Annotated in this window: 23 protein-coding genes; 18 read left to right on the top strand and 5 right to left on the bottom strand. The window is 52.2% G+C overall.

All coding sequences use genetic code 11. The features are described from left to right. Positions 1–363: 363 nt before the first annotated feature. The 6 genes from QW71_RS15685 to QW71_RS15710 all read left to right on the top strand — a co-directional run bounded on the left by QW71_RS15685 (position 364) and on the right by QW71_RS15710 (position 7,404). Positions 364–1,410 carry a LacI family DNA-binding transcriptional regulator gene (locus tag QW71_RS15685; protein ID WP_039300046.1) on the top strand — a complete coding sequence of 349 codons (1,047 nt, stop codon included), beginning with the start codon at positions 364–366 and terminating at the stop codon, positions 1,408–1,410. Then, positions 1,407–2,852, top strand: a complete 1,446-nt coding sequence (locus QW71_RS15690; protein WP_039300049.1) for an extracellular solute-binding protein — start codon at positions 1,407–1,409, stop codon at positions 2,850–2,852. The genes QW71_RS15685 and QW71_RS15690 overlap by 4 nt, the downstream gene beginning before the upstream one ends. Before the next feature lie 93 nt (positions 2,853–2,945). Then, positions 2,946–3,821 carry an ABC transporter permease subunit gene (locus QW71_RS15695; RefSeq protein WP_039300052.1) on the top strand — a complete coding sequence of 292 codons (876 nt, stop codon included), beginning with the start codon at positions 2,946–2,948 and terminating at the stop codon, positions 3,819–3,821. A gap of 2 nt (positions 3,822–3,823) precedes the next feature. After that, entirely contained in the window at positions 3,824–4,696 is an 873-nt protein-coding gene (locus QW71_RS15700) for a carbohydrate ABC transporter permease (protein WP_047013796.1), read from the top strand. Positions 4,697–4,711: 15 nt separating this feature from the next. Beyond that, positions 4,712–6,004 (top strand): CehA/McbA family metallohydrolase, encoded by a 1,293-nt coding sequence (locus QW71_RS15705; RefSeq protein ID WP_039300055.1) that lies wholly within the window; start codon positions 4,712–4,714, stop codon positions 6,002–6,004. Beyond that, positions 6,001–7,404 carry an MFS transporter gene (locus QW71_RS15710; RefSeq protein ID WP_039300058.1) on the top strand — a complete coding sequence of 468 codons (1,404 nt, stop codon included), beginning with the start codon at positions 6,001–6,003 and terminating at the stop codon, positions 7,402–7,404. The genes QW71_RS15705 and QW71_RS15710 overlap by 4 nt, the downstream gene beginning before the upstream one ends. 65 nt (positions 7,405–7,469) lie before the next feature. On the opposite strand, the gene QW71_RS15715 is transcribed toward QW71_RS15710, so the two are convergent. Further along, positions 7,470–7,880, bottom strand: a complete 411-nt coding sequence (locus QW71_RS15715; RefSeq protein ID WP_235441468.1) for a hypothetical protein — start codon at positions 7,878–7,880, stop codon at positions 7,470–7,472. Positions 7,881–8,214: 334 nt separating this feature from the next. On the opposite strand from QW71_RS15715, the gene QW71_RS15720 reads away from it, so the two are divergent. The 8 genes from QW71_RS15720 (at position 8,215) to QW71_RS15755 (ending at position 16,920) form a co-directional block, all read left to right on the top strand. Continuing rightward, a complete protein-coding gene (locus QW71_RS15720; protein ID WP_039300061.1) occupies positions 8,215–8,907 on the top strand; it encodes a response regulator transcription factor in 693 nt (230 codons plus the stop codon). Next, positions 8,904–10,388 (top strand): HAMP domain-containing sensor histidine kinase, encoded by a 1,485-nt coding sequence (locus QW71_RS15725; RefSeq protein ID WP_039300064.1) that lies wholly within the window; start codon positions 8,904–8,906, stop codon positions 10,386–10,388. Before QW71_RS15720 ends, QW71_RS15725 begins: the two co-directional genes overlap by 4 nt. A 109-nt stretch (positions 10,389–10,497) precedes the next feature. Further along, on the top strand, positions 10,498–11,619 hold the full coding sequence (locus QW71_RS15730) for a PD40 domain-containing protein (RefSeq protein WP_039300067.1): 1,122 nt from the start codon (positions 10,498–10,500) through the stop codon (positions 11,617–11,619). 572 nt (positions 11,620–12,191) lie between these two features. Continuing rightward, positions 12,192–12,734 (top strand): MarR family winged helix-turn-helix transcriptional regulator, encoded by a 543-nt coding sequence (locus tag QW71_RS15735; RefSeq protein WP_039300070.1) that lies wholly within the window; start codon positions 12,192–12,194, stop codon positions 12,732–12,734. Positions 12,735–12,775: 41 nt separating this feature from the next. Further along, positions 12,776–14,242 carry an aryl-sulfate sulfotransferase gene (locus QW71_RS15740; protein WP_039300072.1) on the top strand — a complete coding sequence of 489 codons (1,467 nt, stop codon included), beginning with the start codon at positions 12,776–12,778 and terminating at the stop codon, positions 14,240–14,242. A gap of 35 nt (positions 14,243–14,277) precedes the next feature. After that, on the top strand, positions 14,278–15,306 hold the full coding sequence (locus tag QW71_RS15745; RefSeq protein ID WP_039300074.1) for an ABC transporter substrate-binding protein: 1,029 nt from the start codon (positions 14,278–14,280) through the stop codon (positions 15,304–15,306). Between the two features lie 41 nt (positions 15,307–15,347). Next, a complete protein-coding gene (locus QW71_RS15750) occupies positions 15,348–16,124 on the top strand; it encodes an ABC transporter ATP-binding protein (RefSeq protein ID WP_039300076.1) in 777 nt (258 codons plus the stop codon). A 16-nt stretch (positions 16,125–16,140) separates the two neighbouring features. Beyond that, positions 16,141–16,920, top strand: a complete 780-nt coding sequence (locus QW71_RS15755) for an ABC transporter permease (protein WP_039300079.1) — start codon at positions 16,141–16,143, stop codon at positions 16,918–16,920. A gap of 101 nt (positions 16,921–17,021) precedes the next feature. On the opposite strand, the gene QW71_RS15760 is transcribed toward QW71_RS15755, so the two are convergent. Next, positions 17,022–17,930, bottom strand: a complete 909-nt coding sequence (locus tag QW71_RS15760) for a copper amine oxidase N-terminal domain-containing protein (RefSeq protein WP_083442570.1) — start codon at positions 17,928–17,930, stop codon at positions 17,022–17,024. Between the two features lie 181 nt (positions 17,931–18,111). Between QW71_RS15760 and QW71_RS15765 the strand changes: the two genes are divergently transcribed. Next, positions 18,112–18,348 carry a hypothetical protein gene (locus QW71_RS15765; protein ID WP_039300082.1) on the top strand — a complete coding sequence of 79 codons (237 nt, stop codon included), beginning with the start codon at positions 18,112–18,114 and terminating at the stop codon, positions 18,346–18,348. Positions 18,349–18,442: 94 nt separating this feature from the next. On the opposite strand, the gene QW71_RS15770 is transcribed toward QW71_RS15765, so the two are convergent. From QW71_RS15770 to QW71_RS15780, 3 genes are read right to left on the bottom strand one after another with little or no spacing between them, the layout of a single operon-like run. Then, the gene (locus QW71_RS15770; protein ID WP_039300084.1) at positions 18,443–19,525 is read right to left on the bottom strand and encodes a mannose-1-phosphate guanylyltransferase; all 1,083 of its coding nucleotides are present in this window, start codon (positions 19,523–19,525) and stop codon (positions 18,443–18,445) included. Next, positions 19,518–20,624 (bottom strand): hypothetical protein, encoded by a 1,107-nt coding sequence (locus QW71_RS15775; protein WP_047013797.1) that lies wholly within the window; start codon positions 20,622–20,624, stop codon positions 19,518–19,520. Before QW71_RS15775 ends, QW71_RS15770 begins: the two co-directional genes overlap by 8 nt. Continuing rightward, positions 20,624–21,805 carry a glycosyltransferase family 4 protein gene (locus QW71_RS15780; RefSeq protein ID WP_039300088.1) on the bottom strand — a complete coding sequence of 394 codons (1,182 nt, stop codon included), beginning with the start codon at positions 21,803–21,805 and terminating at the stop codon, positions 20,624–20,626. The genes QW71_RS15775 and QW71_RS15780 overlap by 1 nt, the downstream gene beginning before the upstream one ends. A gap of 200 nt (positions 21,806–22,005) precedes the next feature. Here QW71_RS15780 and QW71_RS37120 point away from each other — a divergent pair, with 200 nt between their 5' ends. The 3 genes from QW71_RS37120 to QW71_RS15795 all read left to right on the top strand — a co-directional run bounded on the left by QW71_RS37120 (position 22,006) and on the right by QW71_RS15795 (position 23,887). Further along, on the top strand, positions 22,006–22,302 hold the full coding sequence (locus QW71_RS37120; protein ID WP_047013798.1) for a helix-turn-helix transcriptional regulator: 297 nt from the start codon (positions 22,006–22,008) through the stop codon (positions 22,300–22,302). Continuing rightward, on the top strand, positions 22,268–23,215 hold the full coding sequence (locus QW71_RS15790; protein WP_039300091.1) for a DUF1861 family protein: 948 nt from the start codon (positions 22,268–22,270) through the stop codon (positions 23,213–23,215). The genes QW71_RS37120 and QW71_RS15790 overlap by 35 nt, the downstream gene beginning before the upstream one ends. Before the next feature lie 84 nt (positions 23,216–23,299). Beyond that, positions 23,300–23,887, top strand: coding sequence for a 50S ribosomal protein L25 (locus QW71_RS15795; RefSeq protein ID WP_042132942.1), 588 nt, complete (start codon positions 23,300–23,302; stop codon positions 23,885–23,887). Positions 23,888–23,972: the final 85 nt, after the last annotated feature.

Genomic DNA, 23,972 nt, shown 5'->3' on the forward strand with positions numbered 1-23,972 from the left:
GGGCCATTTCGACGCGTTGATTTAGGCAAGAAAAAGAAGGTGCGAGAAGTATCCGGTGATGAACCGGCTTCTCGCGCCTTCTTTTTTTAAAGAGGCGGCAGTGTATTGTGTTAATCCCTCCGTTGTAACATAGCAGTAAGGCCCTGCATTACAGAAAAATGACTTCTCGTTAATATTAGTCGTACAAAACCGCTTTAATATAAAGCCTGTAAGACATAGTGCAGCACTCCGGGAACTCCGGCTCCATGCAAGACCAGAGACAGGGGGCGAAGTATGTCCATTCATTAAACCGGTTTAATGATATGCGGGATTAAACTACTAAAATCCGACTGCACGGGCAGGAGATAAGCGAGGTTTTCTTCTATGGCTACCATCGATGATGTGGCAAAAGCATCAGGTGTTTCTAAGGGGACGGTATCAAGTGTGTTCAGCAAAAAAAGACCGATCAGCAAGGAAGTCACAGAGCGTGTACTGGCGGCAGCCAAAGAACTTAATTACAAGCCTAATTATTGGGCCAGAAGCCTGGCGAACAAGTCGACCCGCATTGTAGGCCTTGATATTCAAGGAGAGAAATTCAAGTTTAGCCAGTTTCACCTCTCGCTCCTAAATGGAGTGTTAAGTGTCTGTTATGAACAGGGTTACCGGCTGCTCGTCAATACGCTCTCCCATACGTATCAGAACCAGCTGGAGCATATGGTCACAGGCCCGGCCGACGGGGAGATTCTGCTGAATCCGGAGAGTGATGATGAGCGGATTATCGAACGGCTATCCGGGGATATCCCCATCGTGCTGATCGGCAGGCCGTCCGCTGAGTTCGAGAATCATGTTTCTTATGTGGACAATGACAACGTCAGCATGACTGAGCAGATTACCCGCTATCTGCTCGATCTGGGACACAGGAATTTCTTATTTCTGAACGCGCCGGCAGACCGGACTGTTGCGGTTGACCGGGCCAGCGGGTTTCTTGCTGCCATCCAGAAAGCAGGGCTTCCAGAGTCATCCTACAAAATCATATTTAAGCCTGATCCGGACAATTCTTCGCTCGATTTCGGATATAAGACAACGCTTGAGGAGCTTCAGGCCAATCAGGCTATTACAGCAGTTATCTCAGATACAGACACCATGGCGCTCGGTGTTTACAAAGCGGCGGAAGCACTCAGTATCAGCATTCCCGGTCAATTATCTGTATTCGCCTTTAGTGACGATTCCATATTCTCACCAGAGTTCGCACCGCCGCTCACAGGTGTCCGCCTTCACGCCGAGCGCCTGGGACGGGAAGCAGCAACTATGCTGATCGAACAGATGTCAGGGAGCCTTAAGACCGTCAAAAGAACGATTGTGCCAACCGATATGGTCATCCGCAGCTCTTGTGCTGCACCCATTACAATCCTTGGAGGAAATCAACCATGAGTATGAAGAAGAATGCAGCACTCTCAGTAGTTTTAGCCGGGACTGTTCTATTGTCCGCATGCGGAAGCAACAACGGCAACGCATCTTCACCATCAGCAACAACAGTACCACCGGCATCCTCGGAAAGTACGTCTCCGGCGGCAGCAACAGAGGGCATGAAGCTTGAAATTCTATCCGGTAACGTTGGAGGGAAAACGCCTGAGGGCAATACGAAATTCGCGCAGGCCATCAGCGATAAGACAGGTCTTGATGTGACACTGGACAAGCCCGCCAGCGACTATGACCAGAAGGTGCTGACCGCGCTCAGCTCGGGTGCGAAATATGATTTAATCGAGGTCAGTGACTTGGCCAAGCTGAATGCGTTCATCGACCAGGGCGTGGTTACCGATCTAACAAGCTTCGTGCAAGGCTCCAAAATCCTGTCGGATCCTGCGGTGATCCCCTCTGGCGAATGGGAGCAGCTGAAAGGCCCGGACGGAAAAATATACGGCGTATTCTCCAAATTTCAGGGCGCAACCATGCCTATCGTGCGTAAGGACTGGCTGAACAAGCTGGGCCTGAAGGAGCCTAAGACACTTGATGAGCTGTATGCTGTCCTGAAGGCTTTCAAGGAAGAGGACCCGGACGGGAACGGGAAGGCGGATACCTATGGACTCAGTACTTCGGGACTTTATGATATCCAGGGGATTATGAGCGCGGCCGGGCTGAAATACAGATATGTGCTGGAGGACGGTAAACGTACCATTCCTTATGCAACCGATGCGGCAATTCCGATGTATGAATGGTTCGCCAAGCTTGTGAAGGAAGGGATTATGGACCCGAATTTCATTACGAATGACACCGCCAAGATGCGCAACCTCTTTCTGACCGACCGTGTCGGGATGGTCACGTACTGGGATGCCTGGGTAGGGATGTTCAATAATCTGAAGCAGCAGGAAGATGCGGCTACAACCTTCCAGGCAGCAGGGATGGCAAGCCTCCAGGCAGCGGATGGTACGATCTTAATGCGCCGGGGAGACCCGGATTTCTGGATTATTCCGGCCAATGCGCCTCATCCTGAGGCTGCTAAGAAGTTCCTTGAATTCTGGAATACAGAAGACGGGATCATACTCGGAAGCCTGGGCGTCGAGGATTACGACTATACCGTGGATAACGGACAATACACACTGACTGATACCGGTAAGGAAGCCAACATGGACCACGGTGTTCCCTATTGGTATAACTCCACGGTGAAGCCGCAGTTCCCTGCTCTGCCTGGTGTTGAAGAGGCGATGGCACTCTCCAGGCAGTACGCGACACTTGAGCTGTCACTGCCAACATGGCCGGATGCTGAGAAGATTGTGACGAATTACGCGCTTAAGGCTATGTCCGGCCAGATGCCGGGGGGAGACGCGGTAGAACAGATGCAGAAAGAATTGAAGGCGGCAAATTTAATTGACTAATTCATATCAGGAAGGCTTCGGGGCGGCAGGCGAAGATACTGCTGCCGCTCCCTGCGGGCTATAGGACTTCATGAGGCAGGAGGCGGAACAGCCATGAGATTGATCAGGAAAAACTCGACATTCTACGTCATGATGCTTCCGGTGATCGTTTACTTTGCAGTATTCTCGTATTACCCGCTGGCGAAAGGCCTGCAGACCAGTTTCCAGGACTACAAGCTTATGGGCGAACGTCCTTACATCGGATTGGATAATTATAATCAGGTTATACACGATCCGACCTTTTGGGATGCACTATGGAATACGGTATATATAGGCGGCGGGATTCTCATTACCGGTTTTATCGCTCCGCTGCTAATTGCCCTTTCTTTGAACGAAGTCATGAAGAGCTGGTTCAAGAGAACTGCGCAGCTGGTGCTGTACGTTCCGCATTTGTTATCCTGGGTGGTCATCGGCGGGATTTTTATTTTCCTTCTGTCCCCCGACAGCGGACTCGTGAATTTGCTGCTGGTCCAAATATTTGGTATCCAGCCGATTAATTTTATGGCGGATGAAGCCTGGGCAAGAATTATAATGATTGGTTCGGCCGTGTGGAAGGATATGGGCTACAATTGCATTTTGTTTCTGGCCGGCATTGCAGGGATTAGTCCTACTCTTTACGAAGCCGCCCGGATGGACGGGGCAACAAGGTGGCAGCAGGTGCGCTATGTGACACTGCCGCAGTTAATGAACACGATGAAGGTAATCCTGCTGCTGAATACACTGGGGATATTCCGGATATTTGACCAGATCTTCGTGATGCGGAATCCGGCAATTGCAAGCAAGGTCGATGTGCTCATGATGTATACGTTCCAGAAAGGAATTATGGAGATCCGTATAGGCCCGGCGGCGGCGGCCAGCTTCTTCGTCGTTTTATTTACACTGGTGCTAGCTTCTGTGGTTAGAAAAATGACACGTTTTGATGAGGTGTAATCATGAATATTGAACGCTTGGAGAGAAGGGGATGGGGGAACAGGACGTTTGATGCTTTGAACGCGATTTTCCTGATCCTGCTGATGTTAACGATGATTATCCCTTTTGCCAATGTAGTCGCACTCGCCTTCTCTTCCGGGATGGCTTCCATGAAGCCTGAGATCATTCTGTTTCCCAAAGAATTCAGTATAGAAGGCTTCGGTACGGTGTGGAACAGTCTGGATCTAAGACGCCCCTTCATGAACAGCGTAATTGTTACGGTCACCGGTACGCTTCTGCATGTCCTGCTGTCCAGCATGGCGGGGTTTGTGCTTATCCAGCCGCAATTGCCCGGCAAGAAATTCATGGTTTCATTTATTCTGCTGACGATGATGATTCCGCAGGACGCAATTATGATTCCGCTCTATCTGGTGAATCAGGACCTTCATCTTATAAATACGCTAAGCTCTCTGGTCTTATCAGGTATGGTCTCCGGCTTTTCAATTTTGCTGATGCGCAATTTTTTCCTGAGTGTTCCCTATGAAATGTGTGAATCTGCGCAGATTGACGGCTTAGGGATGCTCCGTATTTTCACAACGATCTATATACGCCTGGCAATCACCGGAGTCGCTACGGTCACCTTGTTTGAATTTGTGAGCCGGTGGAACATGCTGAGTGCTCCGGTACTGTTTATTAACGACAGCACCAAGATTACCCTTCAGGTCGCCCTCAAGTCGATGATCACAGATGCGAGTGCCACATCCGGCAATCTGCTGATTACCACCAATGTCCGGATGGCCGGAATCCTGATTTCAATTATTCCGCTGTTGGCCGTATACCCGTTCATCCAAAGATATTTCATGAAAGGCCTCATGTTAGGCGCGAACAAAGAATAGAAAGGGTGAAATCACTTGCAGATCATCTCAGAGCTTTCCTTGAACAGAAGGATTGTAAAAGAAGAGGAGCAAACGTATATAGAAATCCCCTTTGCAGCCGGGGCGGCTGTGGAAAGGATCGAAGTGAACTATACGTACGAACGTCAGAATGGGGCGGCTGTCATTGATATTGGACTCCGTTCACCGGAACGGATAATAGGCTGGAGCGGCGGAGCCAGAGAATCCTTCTTCACCGGACTCGGCAAAGCGACCCCCGGCTACCTGGCCGGTCCGATAGCTGCTGGAGAATGGAAGGTCCTTCTGGGTGCCTACCGTGTGCCCGAGGGCGGGTGTGAGGTCAGAATTCATGTGAAGCTCTTTCATGAGCATTCCCGCTGGATGAAGGGCGACTTGCATATGCATAGCGTTCACAGTGATGGTTCTTACACTACCCAGGAGGCCATTCAGTCTTGCAAGGACAAAGGGCTGGAGTTCATGGCCTTCACCGATCACAATAATGCTTCGCAGAATTTGTCCACACTGGCAGCCGATGAGCAAATTGTGCTTATTCCCGGGGTGGAATTAACCAGCTATAAAGGACATTGCAACCTGCTCGGGCATCCTGACGCACTGGACGACTTCCGTATCCTGACTCCTGAGCAGGCCAGAGGGGTATTACAGCGGGCGGTGGATAAGGGGGCATTCATTTCTTTAAATCACCCGTTCTGCTCGAACTGTCCGTGGGAATTAGGCTTTGACTTGCCCTACGATGCTATCGAGGTATGGAATGGACCCTGGCGTCCGATTAACGAGACTGCCGTGCGCTGGTGGCAGGAGCAACTGGCTTCCGGCCGGAAGATTATTGCAGTAGGGGGAAGTGACACGCATAGAATTGAGCCGTATGTCACGCATGGAACGCCTACGACTTATGTCCGCTCGGAAGCAGAATCGAAGGAGGCGATTCTTCGTGGAATCAGGGCCGGGCGTGTAGTCCTTTCCTCCGGGACAAACGAGACTTTCATCGAGCTATCCATCGGGGAGGCAGGCGTTGGTGACACGGTAATCGTGGACAGTCAGCAGCAGGAATATGAATTGGTTATAAAAATGGCGGGGGCGGCAGGAGACCTCGTACAGCTATGGTCTGACCGCGGCGTAGAGCAGGAATGGAACGTGGAGAGCGGCAGAGAATATACATTGCCTGTGTTAACGGACCGCTTGTTCTATCGTGCAGAAGCAAGCCGTTACCTGGCGGAGGCGAATATGACGGTCACTACTTGCCTGACGAATCCCGTCTACCTTCGTAAGCTGCAGGAAGAGAAGATAGTTTGAGTGTCCGGGGCATCGCGGACACCCGTGTGAACGACCGCACGAGGCTGTCCTCACCCGCCAAGACGTTATTGTCGGTGAACGGATTAAATGGATTAGGCCTGAATCTGTCCACCCTGTTCCTTAACGTATACTGGTACAAATTGACGCAGGATGTATCTGTCCCCCTGCTCTTCACGCTGATCTCGTATGCAGCATGGCTGCCCTCCTTCGGGTTGGCCGGCTGGTTCAGCAAGCGGGTCTCCCGCAAGAGCACCATTGCAATCGGGACAGTACTTCAGCTCGTCTTCTTCGGGCTGATCCTCTTGTTCGCGGAGCAGTCTGCTCATTGGATTCCCCAGCTTGGTGTGATGTACGGCATCGGAGCCGGATTCTATTGGCTGGGCATCAACGTATTGTCGGTCGATCTGACCACGTCGTCCAACCGGAACTGGTTTAATGGAGTGAATGGAATGATCGGTTCCATTACAGGGATGCTGGGGCCTTTATTAGCGGGCTGGACGGTGTCAGCAGCACCGGATGGAGTGGGTTATCCACTGGTATTCGGCGCGGCTTTCCTTTGCTTCCTGTTGTCCATGCTGGCCTCCTTTCGCCTCCCGGATATTCTGGTCTGCGAGCCCTTCCAGCTCCGCAGCATGCTGGCTGTGCTGGAGCAGCCAGCATGGAGACGGCTTACGTACGCCTTCATTGCTCTGGCTTTCCGTGAAGGCGTGCTGTCAGCGGCGATAGGCCTGTGGGTATTCGTAGCGACCCGGAGCGAAGGGACAACCGGGAAATTCGCCTTTCTGACTACTTTAATATCGGTAGTCAGCTTCTATGTGATCGGCCGGTTCAGTCAGGAATATCATCATCGCAGATTGATGGCCGCAGGCACTGCGCTATTCAACCTGTCTATTGTTGGTATTGCAATTCAGATGAATCCAAGTACATTATTACTTTTCGGAATTATGGATGCAGTTAGCAGGCCGGTTTTTGATACGCCTTTTAATACGTTGACTTACAATTATGTCAGCCAATTCAATCAAGGCGGCAGAATTAGCACAGAGCTTGTGGTATGGCGGGAATGCGCACTCAGTGTGGGGCGGATATCCAGTGTCGGAATCCTGGTTATGCTGTATAAATGGACGGACCCTGCTTCGACGTTAGGCTGGTTCATGTTAGGTATATTCCTTATAGGATGCCTGCCGCTGCTGCTTGCTGGACAGCTAGCGCTGCCTGGCAAACCTGCGGTTGAGGGCCCGGCGTCTTGTAATGAAAAGCCTCGGGACCGGAAGGTTCCGTGCTATATTCACCATCATTTATCGCAGAAACGGGACACGGCGTCTTGTAATGAAAAGCCTCGGGACCGGAAGGTTCCGTGCTATATTCACCATCATTTATCGCAGAAACGGTACCGCCCCTGAGGGCGGTACCGTTTCTGTTATGCTAAGTATTAGAGTACAGTTCCCGTCTGCCAGGTGATTCTTACTCAGCCAAACGAAGTCAGCACGCTCTGCGTCACGATCTCTCTAAGCTCAGCTTTCTGTGCGGTGTACTGCTGCTGATTGATGCTTCCGCTCGCCAGTCTTGCTTCCAGCTGCTGGGTCAGCTGTTTGACCTGCAGGTTGATAACATTATTGATATTCCCACCGTTCTCTTCTGCAATGGTGCGCAGGGATTTGCCGTCATATAGGGCGTCGTACAGCTCTTCATCGGAGGACTGGCTCAGGTTCAAGGCGTCCAGCAGCTCATCGGTATCGGCCACATCAGATGTGGACCATTTGGCAACGGGAAGGGTATGTAATGCTGGCTTGCCCCAGGCAGTTCCTCCAAAGGACATGGCTACAATCATCGTTCCGACAATCATTACCCGCTTAATATTCATTCGTTTTATGTTCATATCTGTTATCCTCTTTTCATAATTGGTTATATCGTTCAGGGTTAGTGGTTTGCGGCGGCTAGTGAACTTCAGCTAAGTACAGTTTACCCGTCAATACTGAAATGAAGCTTAAGTCTTCTTAAAGATAACCTAAATGTTTTGGAAGCCCTGGTTCGTTCTAAAAGCATTTGCCTAACCGGTGTTTGCCAGCAGGCCCGGACGGTGATTCTAGTAGTAAATACCGGCGAAGCCTGCATTTCCTTGATCCTGCTTCTTCATCTGCGTTATCCTTGAATGGACACAGAAATATACTTACCCTTACCAAAGCAAGTGCAAACGGAAGGATGAACCTCCTATGAAAAAAATACTGGTCGTCGATGATGAACCGGCCATTGTGAGTGCGATTGCCTACGCGCTGCGGCGTGAAGGCTATGAGGTCGATACTGCCGGTGACGGGGAGGAAGCGCTGAGCAAGACGAGCACCTTCCGCCCGAACGTGCTGGTACTGGATGTAATGATGCCGAAGCTGAGCGGGTATGATGTGTGCCGCAAGCTTGAGAACCGTGATGATATCGGAATTATTCTGCTGACCGTCAAAAATGATATTGTCGATAAAATTGTCGGCCTGGAGCTTGGTGCAGACGATTATATGACCAAGCCGTTCGAGATCCGCGAGCTGCTGGCCCGGGTCAAGGCACTGCTGCGCAGGCTGGAGAAGAATACGGCGGAGGTTAAGAGCGAGCTGATCGAATACGGCATTCTGCGGGTGCATCCCGACCGGCGCAGCGCCGAGCTTGGGGAGGAGAGCCTTGAGCTCACTCCGAAGGAATTCGATCTGCTGCTGCTGCTGCTCTCGCACCCGCAGCGGGTGTATATGCGCGAGGAGCTGCTGGAGCAGGTGTGGGATATGGACTACGCCGGGGGAACGCGTACGGTGGATATCCATATTCAGCGGCTGCGCAAAAAGCTGGGCGAGCCCTACCAGAACATCCTGCAGACCGTCTATGGCATCGGCTATAAGGCTGTGCCTGCGGGGAGCTACCCATGAGGGTCAGCATCAAGCTGAAGTTCAGCCTGTTCCTGGCTCTGCTGCTCATTCTTGCGCTCAGCGTGCTGAGCTATTTCGTGCTGCGCGGTGTGGAGCGCAATCAGCAGGGGCAGACGGAGAGCTATCTGGCCCAGCATGTTACAACCGTCAATCTGCGCGTGAAGCAGACTTACTATACCGGCGTGCGCCTGGAGCCGCAGGCCTTCATGCAGCAGCGGGGCCGGGCGCTGGCCGCCGAGCTGGCCGGGTACACCGGCCTGGAGGTGACCCTGTACGACAGCCAGGGTCAGCAGGTGGGAACCTCGGCGCAGGGTGAGCCGGGGCCGGGCAGGCCGGATGTCAGCGCGGCACTGGACTACGCGCTGAATAATAAAGTCGCCTATCAGAGTGAAGGCGACAAGCTGCTGTATCTGGCTCCGCTGCAGGGGCCGGAGGAGCAGATGGGTGTGGTGCAGCTGCAGTACTCGCTGCAGGACGCCCGGAGCTTCCAGCAGACGCTGCTGAATCTGTTCCTGACGACAGGAGGCGCGGTGCTGGTGCTCAGCTTCATTACCGGGTACCTGTACTTCAACCGCGCTGCGGCAGCGATCGGCCGCTTGAAGAAATCGGCGGAGGACATCCGCCGTGCCGATTACATCTCGGCTCCGCCCGTGAAGCGCAAGGATGAGCTTGGGGAGCTGGCCGAAGGCATCTACTTCATGAGCCGGGAGATCGAGAGCAGCATTGCCGCGAAGGACGAGGAGCGGCGCAAGCTGCAGCTCGCAGTGGAGAAGCTGCAGGCGCTGGAGCAGCAGCAGAAGCAGTACATCGGGAATATCAGCCATGAGTTCAAGACACCGCTGACTTCAATCAAGGCTTATGTTGATCTGCTGAACATGTATGACGATGACCCCGAGCTGCTGCATGATGCCAAGCTCAGCATTGCCAAGGAGACAGACCGGCTGTATGAGATGGTGGAGAAGGTGCTGCAGCTGACCGCGCTGGAGAAATATGATTTCGAATCCCAGGCAGAGCTGCTGGAGGTCGAGGGCATGCTGCGGGATATATGCGGCCGGATGAAAGGCAAGGCGGAGCGGTATGGACTTACGGTATCGCTTGACGTCAAGCCGGCGCACATCTGGATCGATAAAGAGAGCTTCATGCATATCTTCATCAATTTGCTCGATAATGCGATCAAATATAATGTTCCACAGGGAAGTATTCATCTGCGGAGCGAGCTCAGGGACGGGCGGGTATGGATTACAATCCGCGATTCCGGTATCGGCATTCCTGAAGAGTCGCGGGACAAGATCTTCGAGCCGTTCTATACCGTTAACCGTGACCGTTCGAGAGCCTCGGGAGGCACGGGGCTTGGACTTTCGCTGGTCCGTAACCTGGTGGAGAAGCAGAACGGAACCATTGTGCTGCTGGAAAGCTCAGGCGAGGGGGCAGCGTTTGAGCTGTCTTTTCCCTTAGTGACGGCAAAACAGGTTCCACTGTAAAAGAATTTATATGTTGTGGGGTTTAGTTTACAACTTGGAAACATTCTATATGCGGTTTGGAAATAAGCATCCGGTATGCTGGGAGTAACACAAGCTGGAGGGAAGCCTAATGAATGCTGAGAACAATAGAAGACAGGGCAAGGTGCGGGCAATTCTGCTATGTGGTGCGGTTCTGCTGTCCGTGACAGGCTGCGCTGCGGAGAATACTGAAACGAGGCAGGTGGTCGAGAAATCCGGCCAAAAAATTACGGTCCTCGATAACATTAGCGAATCCGTCTATACCCAGTTGAAGCTGGAAGGAATTGATAAGGTGGAGGGTGTGCGGGGCACGGATTTCGTCAGTGAGGACGTCATGGTTGTGACCAAAGAAAACCGTAATCTCCCTGCGCAGGTGATCGAAGGCCAGGAAAGATATCCGCTGAATCTCTATCTGCATACACTCTCTACGGGTGATGAAACTCCGCTGCAGGAGGGGGAGCTGAATTATGGTTCACCGCAAATGTCTCCGGACAAGACGCATGTATTCTACAAAGAGCTGTATGAAGCTACTGGACTTGGCTATATTATGGATCTGGCCACAGGCGTTTCTGTGAAAATGAGTGATGCGGAGTTCAGAAACGAAGAAGGAAGATGGGCGGATAATGAGCATGTGATTTACCCTGATATGGAAGGCAATATCATGAGCACGGATGTGAACGGCAAGCCGGAGACAGTGCTGAAGACCGGCATCCCTTATGTACATGAGGTCATGCAGAGTGGCAGCCGTATTCTGTATATTACGGGTGAAGACAGCCAGCTGAGCGCTTACGATATCGACACGAAGCAGGCCAAGGTGTTGGGGAAAAATGTAATGTGGGTTGTTCCGTCACCGGACGGAAGCACGCTCGCAATTGTCGAACGTAAGGGACCGGGCGAGATGGTGCTGAAGCTCTGTGACAGTGAAGGCAATGAACAGTCCCAGCTTGCTGCAGGCCAGCAGATCTTCGGTACCAGCTGGTCGCCGGACGGCAGCAAGCTGGCCTATGCAGTCACTGCAGCAGGTTCTGCTGATGACCAGGAAGACCTGTTCATTACCGAGGTGGAGACCGGAGAGCAGACGCCGGTGCTGAATGATATCCGCGTGTCTGACCAGCTGCACTGGAGCCCCTCGGGCAAGAAGCTTCTGGCCACAGCAACTGTGCTGAAGGACAACGTCTATCAGTTCCTCACCTACGTGGTCAGTTTGTCTTAATGCTCCGGATCAGCAGCTTGGCGCCAGCACTTGGAATCTTTGCAAAAGAAGGTCAGCCGGAGGTTTTCCGGCTGACAACATCAATCATTTTCGCTTTTTGCCGGGTAAGCGTCTTAAAATCCTGCATCAAATACAACATTCCCCTCCTAAAATCGGCCTAAATCCAAAATTGTTGCAGGAAATGCAGCATCTCTTCGCTTCCAAGCAGATGAACAAGATAATTCTTGTATTTCATACAACAATCCTCCCGGACACGCAGCTATCCATGAACCAAAGTTGTAAATAATGCAACAATAATACACCTAGAGTACCATGAACCCTCCATCCGCCCGTAAGAGCACCCCGGAGGCCCTTTAACATTCATTTAATATATTCATACTTGACAGGTGGGTTTAAGGGGTATATGATATCAGCAATAGTTCACTACTAATTAAATGAACAATGAAATAATAAATACGACCATCATATTTGAGCTGATTGGACCACCAAAGGCTCCCGCAAATATTCCCGTACAGGGAATTTTCCGGGGGCCTTTTTGGGTTCCTTTGGATGGACAGCAGAGGAGAGAGAGCATGGAAGATAACCCGTGGGAGCGGCTGGAGGAGGCAGACCACCTGTTCCGCAAAATGGTGCGCAGATTCGTCAAGGAACGTGACCGCGTAAGCGTGGAGGGGATTTCCTTGCCCGGCATGCTGATTCTGCAAAAGATTATCCGCGATGGTGAGCAGCGGCTGGGCGATCTGGCAGAGCAGCTCGATTTCACTTCGGGCGCTATAACGGCGCTGAGTGACAAGCTGGAGGCCGGCGGATATACGGTGCGCAGACGCAAGGAAGATGACCGCAGAACCGTGCTGCTTGATATTACGGCCAAGGGCCGGGAGATGGTGGAGCGCAACGGCAACATCGGTGCCCGATGTATTACGCTTCTGTTCGAGGGCTTTACGGATGAGGAGCTTGAGCAGCAGAGCCGCTTCTATGAACGGATCATCGGCAATCTGGAAGGGTTCTCGGATACGCTGCTGAAGCTGGCACAGCAAAATGCTGAGATTCCCGTACCTCAAGAGCCTGAACAGAAGCCGCGTGCAGAGGTGAAGAAGAACTATCTCAGCTATTGAAAATGAAGCTTCCGCTAACAAAACTTTAAGGAGAGATGATCATGGGACATTCAACAATTTATCCGACAGGGGCGACGGTATATAACCCGTCCAAGGCATGGAGCGGCTACACTGTATTTCAGGCAGGCGACGAGGGAGTCGTGCTGATCGATATGAGCGGCAAGGAAGTGCATCTGTGGCAAGGGCTGATCGGCTTTCCTGCCAAAATCCTCCCCGGCGGCTACGTCCTGGGCAGCACGGGCAGAAGAGATCCCAAATTCGGCATTCAGGATAATGTCGATCTGGTTCAGGTCGATTGGGACGGCAATGTGGTCTGGAGATACAACAGCTACGAGCATATCGAGGACCCGGGGTATGAGCCGCTGTGGTACGCCCGCCAGCATCACGACTATCAGCGGGAGGGCAATCCGGTCGGATACTATGCTCCCGGGCTTGAACCTTCAGCTAACAGCGGGACAACGCTGATCTTAGCGCATAAGAATCTGTATAATCCTGAGATCTCCGATAAGCAGCTGCTGGATGACACGATCATTGAAGTGGACTGGGAAGGCAATGTGACCTGGGAATGGGCGGCCAGCGATCATTTCGCGGAGCTCGGATTTGATCAGGCAGCGCGAAATGTTCTCTTCCGCGATCCCAACACCCGCTCCTTCGGAGATCTGGGCGGCGGTGTAGGCGACTGGCTGCATATCAACTCCGCTTCATACGTAGGGCCGAACAAATTCTATGATAACGGAGACGAGCGTTTCCACCCGGACAATATTATCTGGGATGCGCGCGAGGCGAATATTATCGCCATCACCGACAAGCGCAGCGGGGCCATCGTCTGGCGGCTGGGACCGGACTATTCGCTGCCTGAACTGAAGCATATCGACTGGATTATCGGCCAGCATCACGCCCACATCATTCCGAAGGGACTGCCGGGCGAAGGCAATCTGCTCGTATTCGATAACGGCGGCTGGGGCGGATATGGGCTGCCGAATCCCTCTTCACCTTTTGGACAGAAGAATGCGCTGCGCGACCATTCCCGTGTGCTGGAGATTAATCCGGTGACACTGGATATCGAGTGGCAGTATACCTCGGCGGAGGCCGGCTTCTCCGTTCCGACCGATTCCTATAAATTCTACAGTCCGTATATCAGCTCGGCGCAGCGGCTCCCGAACGGCAACACGCTGATTACCGAGGGTTCGAACGGGCGCTTGTTCGAGGTGACGGCGGAGCATGAGCTGGTCTGGGAGTATATCTCCCCTTACACCGACCGCCGCAATACGAATATGGTCTATCGTTCCTACCGTGTACCCTATGCCTGGGTGCCGCAGCTGGCGAAGCCGCAGGAAATTGCTATCGAGGCCATCGATGTGTCCAGCTTCAGAGTGCCGGGAGCTGCGCCGAAGGGATCGGATTCGGTAGTGAGTGTAGCGACCACACTTCCGTTTACAGAGGGGGCCGCTTGCGTGGCTACTGCGGAAGAAGGCAGCGTCCGGAGAACCAGTCAGATAATTAGATAGGCTATAGAAATTTATAGACGAAGAGGTGTGTAGTTTTGAAAAAATCATGGTACGGCTCAGCCTTCCTGCTCTTATCCTTATCTCTGGTACTGGTTCTGTCCGGCTGCAGCTCCAAGGGAGACGCGGCGGCTTCCACAGGAACGGCCAGCGGCCAGCAGAAGATCCTGAAGATTAGAATTGCCGACATCAATACGAATTCTACCTTCCGGGTAGCAGTCGATAAAGGCATCTTCGCCAACCACGGCATCGATGCAGAAATCATCAACTTCGGCACTCCGGCTGAGGGAGTAAATGCGCTATTCATCAAGCAGGTAGACGTGGCTTTCGGTGCTGATTTCCCGGTGCTGAATGCCGTCTCCAAGGGCGACTATTCGATCATTGCTTCCGCCGGCCAAGCTACGGATCAGGCAGCGGCGGTATGGAAGCTGTATGTAAGGGATGAGATCAAGTCAGCTGCGGATCTAAAAGGCAAGAATCTAAGCTTCATGCGCGGTACGTTTCTGCCGTATCTGTGGGATGAATACCTGAAGGAGCAGGGCATTGCCCTAAGCGATGTGAAGCTGACAGGACAGGGTGCGTTCGACGAAGCCTTCATTGCACTGAAGCAGGGTGATGTGGATGCTGCCTGGTTCAGCGGTTCAGCGCTGACGGATAAGCTGGCTGCGCTTGAGGGTGTGCATGAGCTGACGGATATGTCGAAGACTCCGGTACGCCTGGGGATGGGGATTGTCGCAGGGAATGCTTTTGTGCAGGCGAATCCTGAGGGAATTGGCGAATTCCTGGCGGCGGTGGACGAGGCTGCGGCTTATGCCCAGGAGCATCCGGAGGAAGTGGCCGATCTGATGTTCAAGGAACTGAAGCAGCCGAAGGAAGCGACGCTGAAGGACTTGCCGACGAATCCGTGGAAGGTCGGCTTTACACAGGCTGCCTATGACAGTCTTGCCGGACAGAAAAAGTATATGGTCGATACAGGAATCATTGAACAGGATTTTGATCTGGACAGCAAGCTTAGTCTGGACCCGCTGAAGCAGGCTTTGCCGGATAAAGTGACTTTTGCCAAGTAGCTTAGCTTACACGAAATAACTTAACTTTCTGGAGGTGCCTCATGTCTTTACCTGCCAAACAGCATGCCATCCATATCGAGCAGCTGCGCAAGAGCTACAGCGAGCCTGCGGCCGGGGACGTTCATTATATTATCAAGGATGTGAGCCTGGTTATCAAAGGCGGCGAATTCTTCGTCCTGCTAGGCCCGAGCGGCTGCGGCAAATCAACGCTGCTGAACATGATCGCAGGCTTTGTCTCCAAATCTGGCGGCAATCTGCGGGTGGACAACGTCGAGGTGGATAAGCCGGGCCGGGACCGGGCGGTTGTATTTCAGCAGGCAGACTCCTCCCTGTTCCCCTGGCTCACGGTGCGGGAGAATGTAGAGTTCGGACTGCGGATGAAGAAGACGGGCAAGGCAGAGCGCCGGACCCTATCAGACCGGTATATCACGCTAGTCGGGCTGAACGGGCATGAGGATAAATTCCCGAAGGAATTGTCGGGAGGGATGAAACAGCGGGTACAGCTGGCCCGGGTACTGGCGAATGATCCGGCGATTCTGCTGATGGATGAGCCCTTTGGCGCGCTGGATGCCATGACCCGGCGGACGATGCAGAAGGAACTGGTGCAAATATGGCGTGAGACGCATAAGACCGTTATTTTCGTAACGCACGATATTCAGGAAGCACTGCTGCTGGGTGAGCGCATCGGCGTCATGTCCGTGGGGCCTTCCTCCAATATCACCGATATATACGACAATGCGCTGCCGTTTCCGCGGGATGTGGCCTCGCCGGAGTTCTACTCGCTGTATAACCAAATCCAGAGCCATTTTGAAGAATAGGATCGGGGGGCAGTACATGTTGAAATGGGTGGAGAAAAAATGGGTCTCGGTCTCCCTGCTATGGATTGCCGCACTCTGCATCTGGCAGCTGGGCGCATGGGTGTATGGTCCGGATGTCATCCCGGGGCCATGGGCCACGCTTAAGGGAGGGCGGGAACTGGTCCAAGACGGCACCTTGATGCAGTATATTGGCATCAGCTTTTACCGCGTGCTTGTCGGTTGGGTACTCGGCAGTCTGCTGGCTATTCCGGCAGGGCTGATCATCGGAAAAGTAAACGTCATCCGTATATTTGCCGAGCCTTTCTTGAATTTCATCCGCTTTATCCCGCCGATTGCCTTCATCACACTTTTTCTGGTCTGGTTCGGCATCGGGGAGCAGTCAAAGATTGCGCTGATTATGTACGCCACCTTCTTCATCGTTGTGCTGAACACCTTGACCGGTGTGATGTCGGTAGAGGAGGATAAGGTCCGCTCGGCCCGCAGCATGGGGGCAAATGAATGGCAGATTCTGCTGCACGTGATTGTGCCTGCTACGATTCCATATATCTTCACCGGTGTACGGCTGGCAATGGGAACCTCTTACATGGCTATTATCGGGGCAGAAATGATTGCTTCGAATGAAGGTGTCGGTTATCTGATCTGGAATTCGCGGCTGTTCTTCCGTACGGATTGGATATTCGTCGGGCTGTTCTGCCTGGGCTTCATGGGCTTCTTCACTGACAGGCTGTTCGGCTGGTTCGGGAAGAAGGTGCTCTATCGCTATGGTGTGGTCAATGTGGCTGCGCGGAGAAGGTAGAGGCTGGACTTACCCGGCTTGGCAATAACACTAAGGCGACTTACAGTACACAAACCACTGCCCATCAATCATGGACAGTGGTTTGGTCTGGTTCTACTCAGTTATTCAGGGATAGGCTGGATGATCTCACCGTAGTTCCGGGTAAAATAAGGAAAGGACTGATAGGAGCCATCCGCTGCTGTCTGGTAGGAAGCCCGGTAGCCTCCGCCAAAATAAGAGAAATGGTCATGGAACATTTCGTTCATGTATTTAGGCTCTTGTCCTCCCAGCGTAGTATAGAGATCATAGCCGGGAATACCATTCGTGCCGTATTGCCAGACGGCATGGGCGCTGGCGTTCTTAATCTCAACGACGGTCGATACAAGTCCATTCTCATAGATATAGCGTGTAGCGTCATTGGCAGCAAACGTGTAGCTGTAATTCCGTAACTTGTCGCTCTCCGCTTCCCGATCAGGCGTGAAGGTATACTGGATAGGCAGAGAGATGGCTGCGAGACGGGCTGCTGCCAAGTCACTGGAGAGCAGAGCAGCGGTATCTGGGACATAATCCTTGCTGGTAATGAAGAGGATGCCGCGCGTTCGCTCATAGTATACGCTATAACCGAAGGCCTCACTGACGAAGCGGGCCGGCACCATGATCCGGCCGTTGTAGTTACCAGCCGTATCATCCATCTGGACCGGCTGTCCATTCTTGTAGGCCGTTCTCTGTCCCTCGACTAGCTGGAATGTATCCTTGGCCGGATTGGTAACCGTAGCAGTGCGGGTGGCCGCATCCCAGGCAAAGGTCAGCCCGAGTGAGCCGAGTGTCCGGACTGACATTTTGACTCTGCCGCCTTCAATAAAGGGGCTGCTGTCCGTGGCAATAAAGATTCCGTTGATATTGACGGTAATCGGACGGGCTGGCGCAGCTGCCGGGGCAAGGGAAGCGGCTGAGGCGGCTGAGGTGAAGCTTTGCAGCAGGAGAAGGAGCAGCAGACAAGCCGGCCATATTCTTTTATACAGATTCATCATTAATCTCCTTTCTGTTTTGTTGGAATTAAATAGAATAAGTTTCCATATATAGACGCTGCTCTTTCTATTATGTTTCTAATAAACTGCTGATTGTTTCAGGAACTGATTCATTTGAAGCCGTTGTATTCATGCTATAATGGGGAAATCTACAAGCAGGATAAGCAGGAAGGAGCACTACCCCATGGAAGTAACCGCACAGGAAGTGGCGGAATGGATGGTCAAGGAAATCAAATTTACAGGAACCCTGCACCAGACCGCAGCGATTGAATATGTGAAGGCGAATTTCGGCGAACAATTTGTCTTTGTGAATGAGAATGGAAATGCATCGCTGTCCAAAGAAGTGAAGAAGGCTTTCCGCAAGCTGCACGGCGGCCGGATTGCCTGGGACCGCGACGGGTTCCTGTGGGCCTGGACCTAAGGGCTGGCTCAGCTTAGGAGAACCATAAGAACATAACAAAGGGAGCATTGCTGTAATAGCAGTGCTCCCTTTGTTATTACATAATCGTCATAGCCTATACATATTCCAGCATGCCTTTCTCCTTGAGCAGATCGACAATGTCTTTGACTGACTGGGCTTTATCCTTGGGGCAGATCATGACCGCATCCCCGGTGTCAGCGATGATGAAGCCGTCTACGCCGATGGTGGTAATCAGCCGCCCGTTGCCATAGATAATGGAGTTGCGGGTATCGATGCCGACATGATTCGCCTTGATAATGTTGCCGTCATCATCAGGCGGGAAGATGGCACCAAGCGCATCCCAGCTGCCGATGTCATTCCAGCCGAACTGGCCGGACAGTACCACTACCTCATCAGAACGTTCGAGGATGCCATAGTCAATCGAGATATTCTGCAGCAGCGGATAGATCCGGTTAATTGTCTCCTGCTCCTGATCTGTACCGAGCGCTTCACTGATCGGCAGCATCGTATTATATAGCCGCGGCAGATAGCGCTTGAAGTTATCGATAATGACCGAGGTCTTCCAGATGAAAATCCCGCTGTTCCAGAGATAATTGCCTGAGGCCAGATATCCCTGTGCCTTTTTGAAATCCGGCTTCTCCACAAATTCAGCTACATCGTATACGGCAACCGGTTTGACTGCGATCGGCTCTTTGTCATATGCGATGTAGCCGTAGCCGGTGGACGGGAAGGTCGGTTTGATCCCGATCGTGACAATGGCATTACTCTCCATCGCGACGGTGCAGGCTTCGTCCAGCGTAAGCCGGAACTGCGGCTCATCGGTAATATAATGATCGGAAGGCAGGACAACCATTAAGGAATCCCCTTCACTCATCTGCTGGATGGAGAAGGCGGCGAACAGGATACTTGCTGAGGTATTCCGGGCCACAGGCTCGATCAGAATATTGCTCTTCTGCACACTGCTGTGCATAATACTCTCCAGCAGTACCGCCTGGGTACGGTTCGTTACAATGACGGTATTCTCCTGCGGGATGATGCCCTTGAAGCGTTCAATTGTATCGTTCAGCATAATATCGTTGCCGCTTATGTTCAGCAGCTGCTTGGGGATTTCCTGTCTCGACAGCGGCCAGAAGCGGGTGCCGCCTCCGCCTGCGAGTATAGTTGCGAATTTATCCATGATGAGTCACCAGATGGGCAATCGAGAAGGAGATGATGCTCTCCGATCCCTGATTAAGGTTCAGCCCCGAGCTGTGAATCCCGTCGTAGCAAGCCCCGGTCTGGGGATCGATCAGGGAGAGCTGCAAGGAGTTGTTCCCTGTATACCAGGTGTAGCATAAGTCGGCCTGCTGCAGATAAGACGGGTCCTGCAGCACTGCGGCAGCCTCCCGGCAGGCGAGCAGCATTTCACAGGCTTCGATTGGCTGTTCGTCATAGAGAGCAGGCGTACCGCCGCGCAGCAGCCAGCCGTGGCTGCCGATAGGTCTGTAATAGCCTTCCGGTGCGAAGGTCCGGGAGATCAGGAAATCCAGACTTTCTTTCGCTGTTATACGAAGCTCCGGATTGCCGGAGATCTTGAAAGCCTTAAGCACCGCCCAAGGCAGCATAGAATTTCCGTACGTCAGACTGTCTTCATACCAGCTCCAGTCCCCGCCTTTGGTAAGGTTATACTGGTCGTGCAGCCGGATAGCGACTGATTCGATAAGCTCTTTAATGAAGGCTTCCGGCAGGAAGGCCAGTTCCTCTTCTGTACTTGGTATATGCGGATAAGGGAAGGAGTAGGTGAGCGCTCCGGGAGTCTCAAGTAAATAGCTGAGGCCGATGACGGCATAGCCCAAGGCCCGGGGAGAGCGCAGGCCTCCGATATGCGGCAGCGCCTGGTTGATCAGATACCGGCAGGTATTTAGCAGATTATCCGGCAGAATGGAAGAGTAGGAGAGCACGAAGCCCAGCGCCCAGAGTGTGCGTCCCTGGCAATCCTCGGAGCCGCGCTCCTCCAGGAAGGAACGGTTGTAGTCCATGAAATTCCGGAAGTTCCCCTCTTCATTCTGTGCATGGTGGACGAACGAGAGGTACGTATGGATCAGATCGAGTGAGGCAGTATCCTGATTTTTTTTGTACATCAGAACGGCTGCGATCAAAGCCCGCGCATTGTCATCGGTGGTATAGCCTTTGGCACGGTCGGGAACGCCGAACTTCGTATGCTGGAAAATTCCCGTATCATCAGTGATCTGGCGCATATAACCGGTTTTGAACTGCAGTACCGCAGATGTCTGCATCAAATCACACTCCGGCCAGCCGGTTTGGAGAGGGCTATTTTGTCCTGAAAGATGGCAGCATAGGTTTTCGCAACCTCACTCCACATCATCGTACTGCCAAGCGCCTGGGTACGCTGCTCCATGTCCTCAACTTTGGCCGGATCATCCAGCAGCTCCAGGATGCAGGCTTCCAGCGAAGCGGAGTCACGGAAGTTCGCCAGCAGGCCTCTGCCCCCGGCAAGCATCTCTTCGGCATAACGGTAAGGCGTAGAGATGATTACTCTGCCATAGCCTACTCCATAAGCGAGTGTGCCGCTGACTGCCTGATCCTTGCCCAGATAAGGGGTCATATAAATATCCGACATCACCAGGGACTCAATGACCTCTTCCTGGGTCAGCAGCTTGTCAACGAACAGCACATTATTGACCAGGCCTAATTCATGCACAAGACTGGTCAGCTTTTGACGGTATACTTCACCTGTCTCCTGTTTGACGACCGGATGGGTCTTGCCCCAGATGATGTAGAGCGCATCCGGATGCTGCTTCACTACTCCGTTCATAGCTTCAATAGCATACTCAATACCCTTGCCGGGACTCAGGAAACCGAAGGTGGAGAGGATTTTGCGTTCTCCGAACTTATACTGGGTTTTTAGCTCCGCGCGGGTAGAAGTCTTAACGAAAGGCACACCGTGGTGAATAAAAGCAATTTTGGAGGCGTTAATATGATAGACAGAGATAAGATCATCTACTGTGGACTGGGCCATCGTGACAACCTTTACGCTTCCTGCAGCTATTCGGGTGATAATCTCATGCTGTTTCGGCGAGGGTTTGGTTAATACAGTATGGAAAATCGCCACATAAGGCACATGGAGCCGCTCAGTGAACTGCAGCAGATATTCGCCGCTTTCTCCGCCGTAGATACCGAATTCATGCTGAATGACGAGCAGATCGGTATTTGACTGGTTGATTTCTTCGGCGGCATCTATATAATCAGATAGCTGTTGTTGGTTAATTTCCCGCATGACCTGGTCCGTGTAACGGTAGTTTCCGTTGTTATTCATGGCGATGATGCGCGGTTTGTTGAAGCCCTGAAGCTTCGTGAATTCATCGAGCAGATCCTGGGTGAAGGTAGCAATTCCGCATTCTCTAGGCAGGCTGGTGGACAGGAAAACAATGTTTTTATTGCGGTTGCTGTGGTTCATAATGAAAGCCTCCCTATTGATTATCGTACTTTTGGGGACAAAAAAAGAAAATAAAGAGGACTTTATTTTCCGGGGATGAGTGGTATAAAATTTTGTTTCTGCAAATTATTTCCTGTTGCAACTATAACATGACCATTTAATCTTGTCAATTTATTGACTCCCCTGAAATCTCCAGATATAGTGATGTAGGAGGTGTATGGATGCCAGTCATACGCAGCAAATTGAGTGAGGTTATGGAGAAGCATGACCCGAAATTATCGATCCGCAAGCTAGCGAAAGACATTAATTACCATTTCGATTCCGTCCGGCGGATGTACAAAGACGAGATGGTGCAGTACCCCCGGGATCTGCTGCTGAAGCTGTGTACTTACTTCAATATTCAGCCCGGAGAATTGATCCGGATGGAATCAGATGAGAACGATTGGGCAATAGATAAGGCAAATGAATATGAGGAGGAAGGCAATGACAAGGAGCCCGGCAAAGACAGCAACCTGTAACGATCTGCTGGATACCTTTTATGCCAATCTCCGTACCGTGCACGTGGAGAAGCTTGTCTTCTCCGGTGTAGGCGGACGTGATGTATACAATATAACGGCCCCGTTCCTGCATGACGGGGAGGAAGTGATACTGGGAAGAGTTGAGGAACGCGACAGTGAGTTCTCACAAGTCTTCTTTTTTACATCCGGGGAAGACGGTGTCTGGGTCCCCCGTGCGCATACCCATACTTATAATTTGCAGGATCCCTGCGTAACCCGGATAAAGGGTGAAATGATTGTCGGCGGAGTTGAAGTCATTACTACCGGAGATAATCCGCCGAAGATCATCTCCTGGGTTACGCAGTTCTACCGGGGCTACCGGATTGATTCGATGCGCCATTTCTCCTCCGGTCCGGAAATGATGAAGGATATCCGGCTGATCGAGCTTCAGGACGGAAGAATTGGCGTATTGACCAGACCGCAGGGAGACCGGGGCGGCAGAGGACAGATTGGCTTCACCATTATTGACTCTCTGGATGAGCTGAACGAACAGACCTTTCTGGAAGCGGAGATTCTGCAGAATCAGTTCGTACGGGAAGAATGGGGCGGCGCGAATGAAGCCCATCTGCTGAGCAATGGCCATGTGGGCGTGCTTGGACATATTGCCTGCTTCGACCGCTTGGAGAAGAAGCATTACTACTCCATGGTTTTCTCACTTAATCCGGATACATTCGAGACTACCCCGATCAAAATCATCGCTGCCCGGAGCGACTTCCCCATCGGTCCGGGCAAACGCCCCGAGCTGCAGGATGTCATCTTCAGCGGCGGGCTGGTGCGCGGCAAGGACGGCCGGGCGGTACTGTCTGTAGGCGTCAGCGATGCGGAAGCCTACAGAATTGAGATCCCCGACCCTTTTGCCGAATACGAAGTCTGATGCTTGTTGGTTTGACTGGATTCTATGGTCATGTTACACTTAATCTGACAAGAATTTATGGTCGAAGAGAGCGGGAACCAAGCAATGAGTAAATTTATTCAACTAAGCAATCGTACGTCTGACACAAAGTCCAACCTGAATGTGGCAAGAAAGCAAGGCCGCATCCCGGCAGTACTGTACGGAATTGGTAAAGATACTCTTAGCCTTGAAGTGAGTGAGAAGGAACTGCTGGAAATGCTGAGAACCAATCCGCGTGCAATCCTGCAAGCGAAATTGTCTGATGGTACAACCGTTCCGGTGGTAGTTCAGAGCATTCAGAAGCAGTCCATGTCCGGTAAAGTGCTGCATATTGATTTTCAGCATGTGAACATGAGCATCAGCATGGACAGTAAAGTTACGATTCATTTTGCAGGCGAAGCTGCAGGGGTCAAAGAAGGCGGCGTTCTGCAGGTGGAAATCTATGAAGTAGAAGTCCGCTGTATGCCGGGCGATCTGCCGACGTCCATGGAAGTGGATATCAGCGGCCTTGCTATCGGTGACCAATTACTTGTATCTGATCTGATTTTCCAGGATGGTATTGAAGTGCTGACCGATCCAAGTACAGTAATGATTCAGATCAAGACTGTGCATGAAGAAGCTGAAGAGCCGGCAGTAGCAGCTACTCCGGCTTAAATAGAGGATGACGAATATAGCCCCTTCGGGCAGAGCGTACTTGGAAACTCATGATGATGTCATGATTCCGGCTACGTCTGCTGGA

This window comes from Paenibacillus sp. IHB B 3415 (assembly GCF_000802655.2).
Taxonomy (GTDB): domain Bacteria; phylum Bacillota; class Bacilli; order Paenibacillales; family Paenibacillaceae; genus Paenibacillus_AQ; species Paenibacillus_AQ phytohabitans.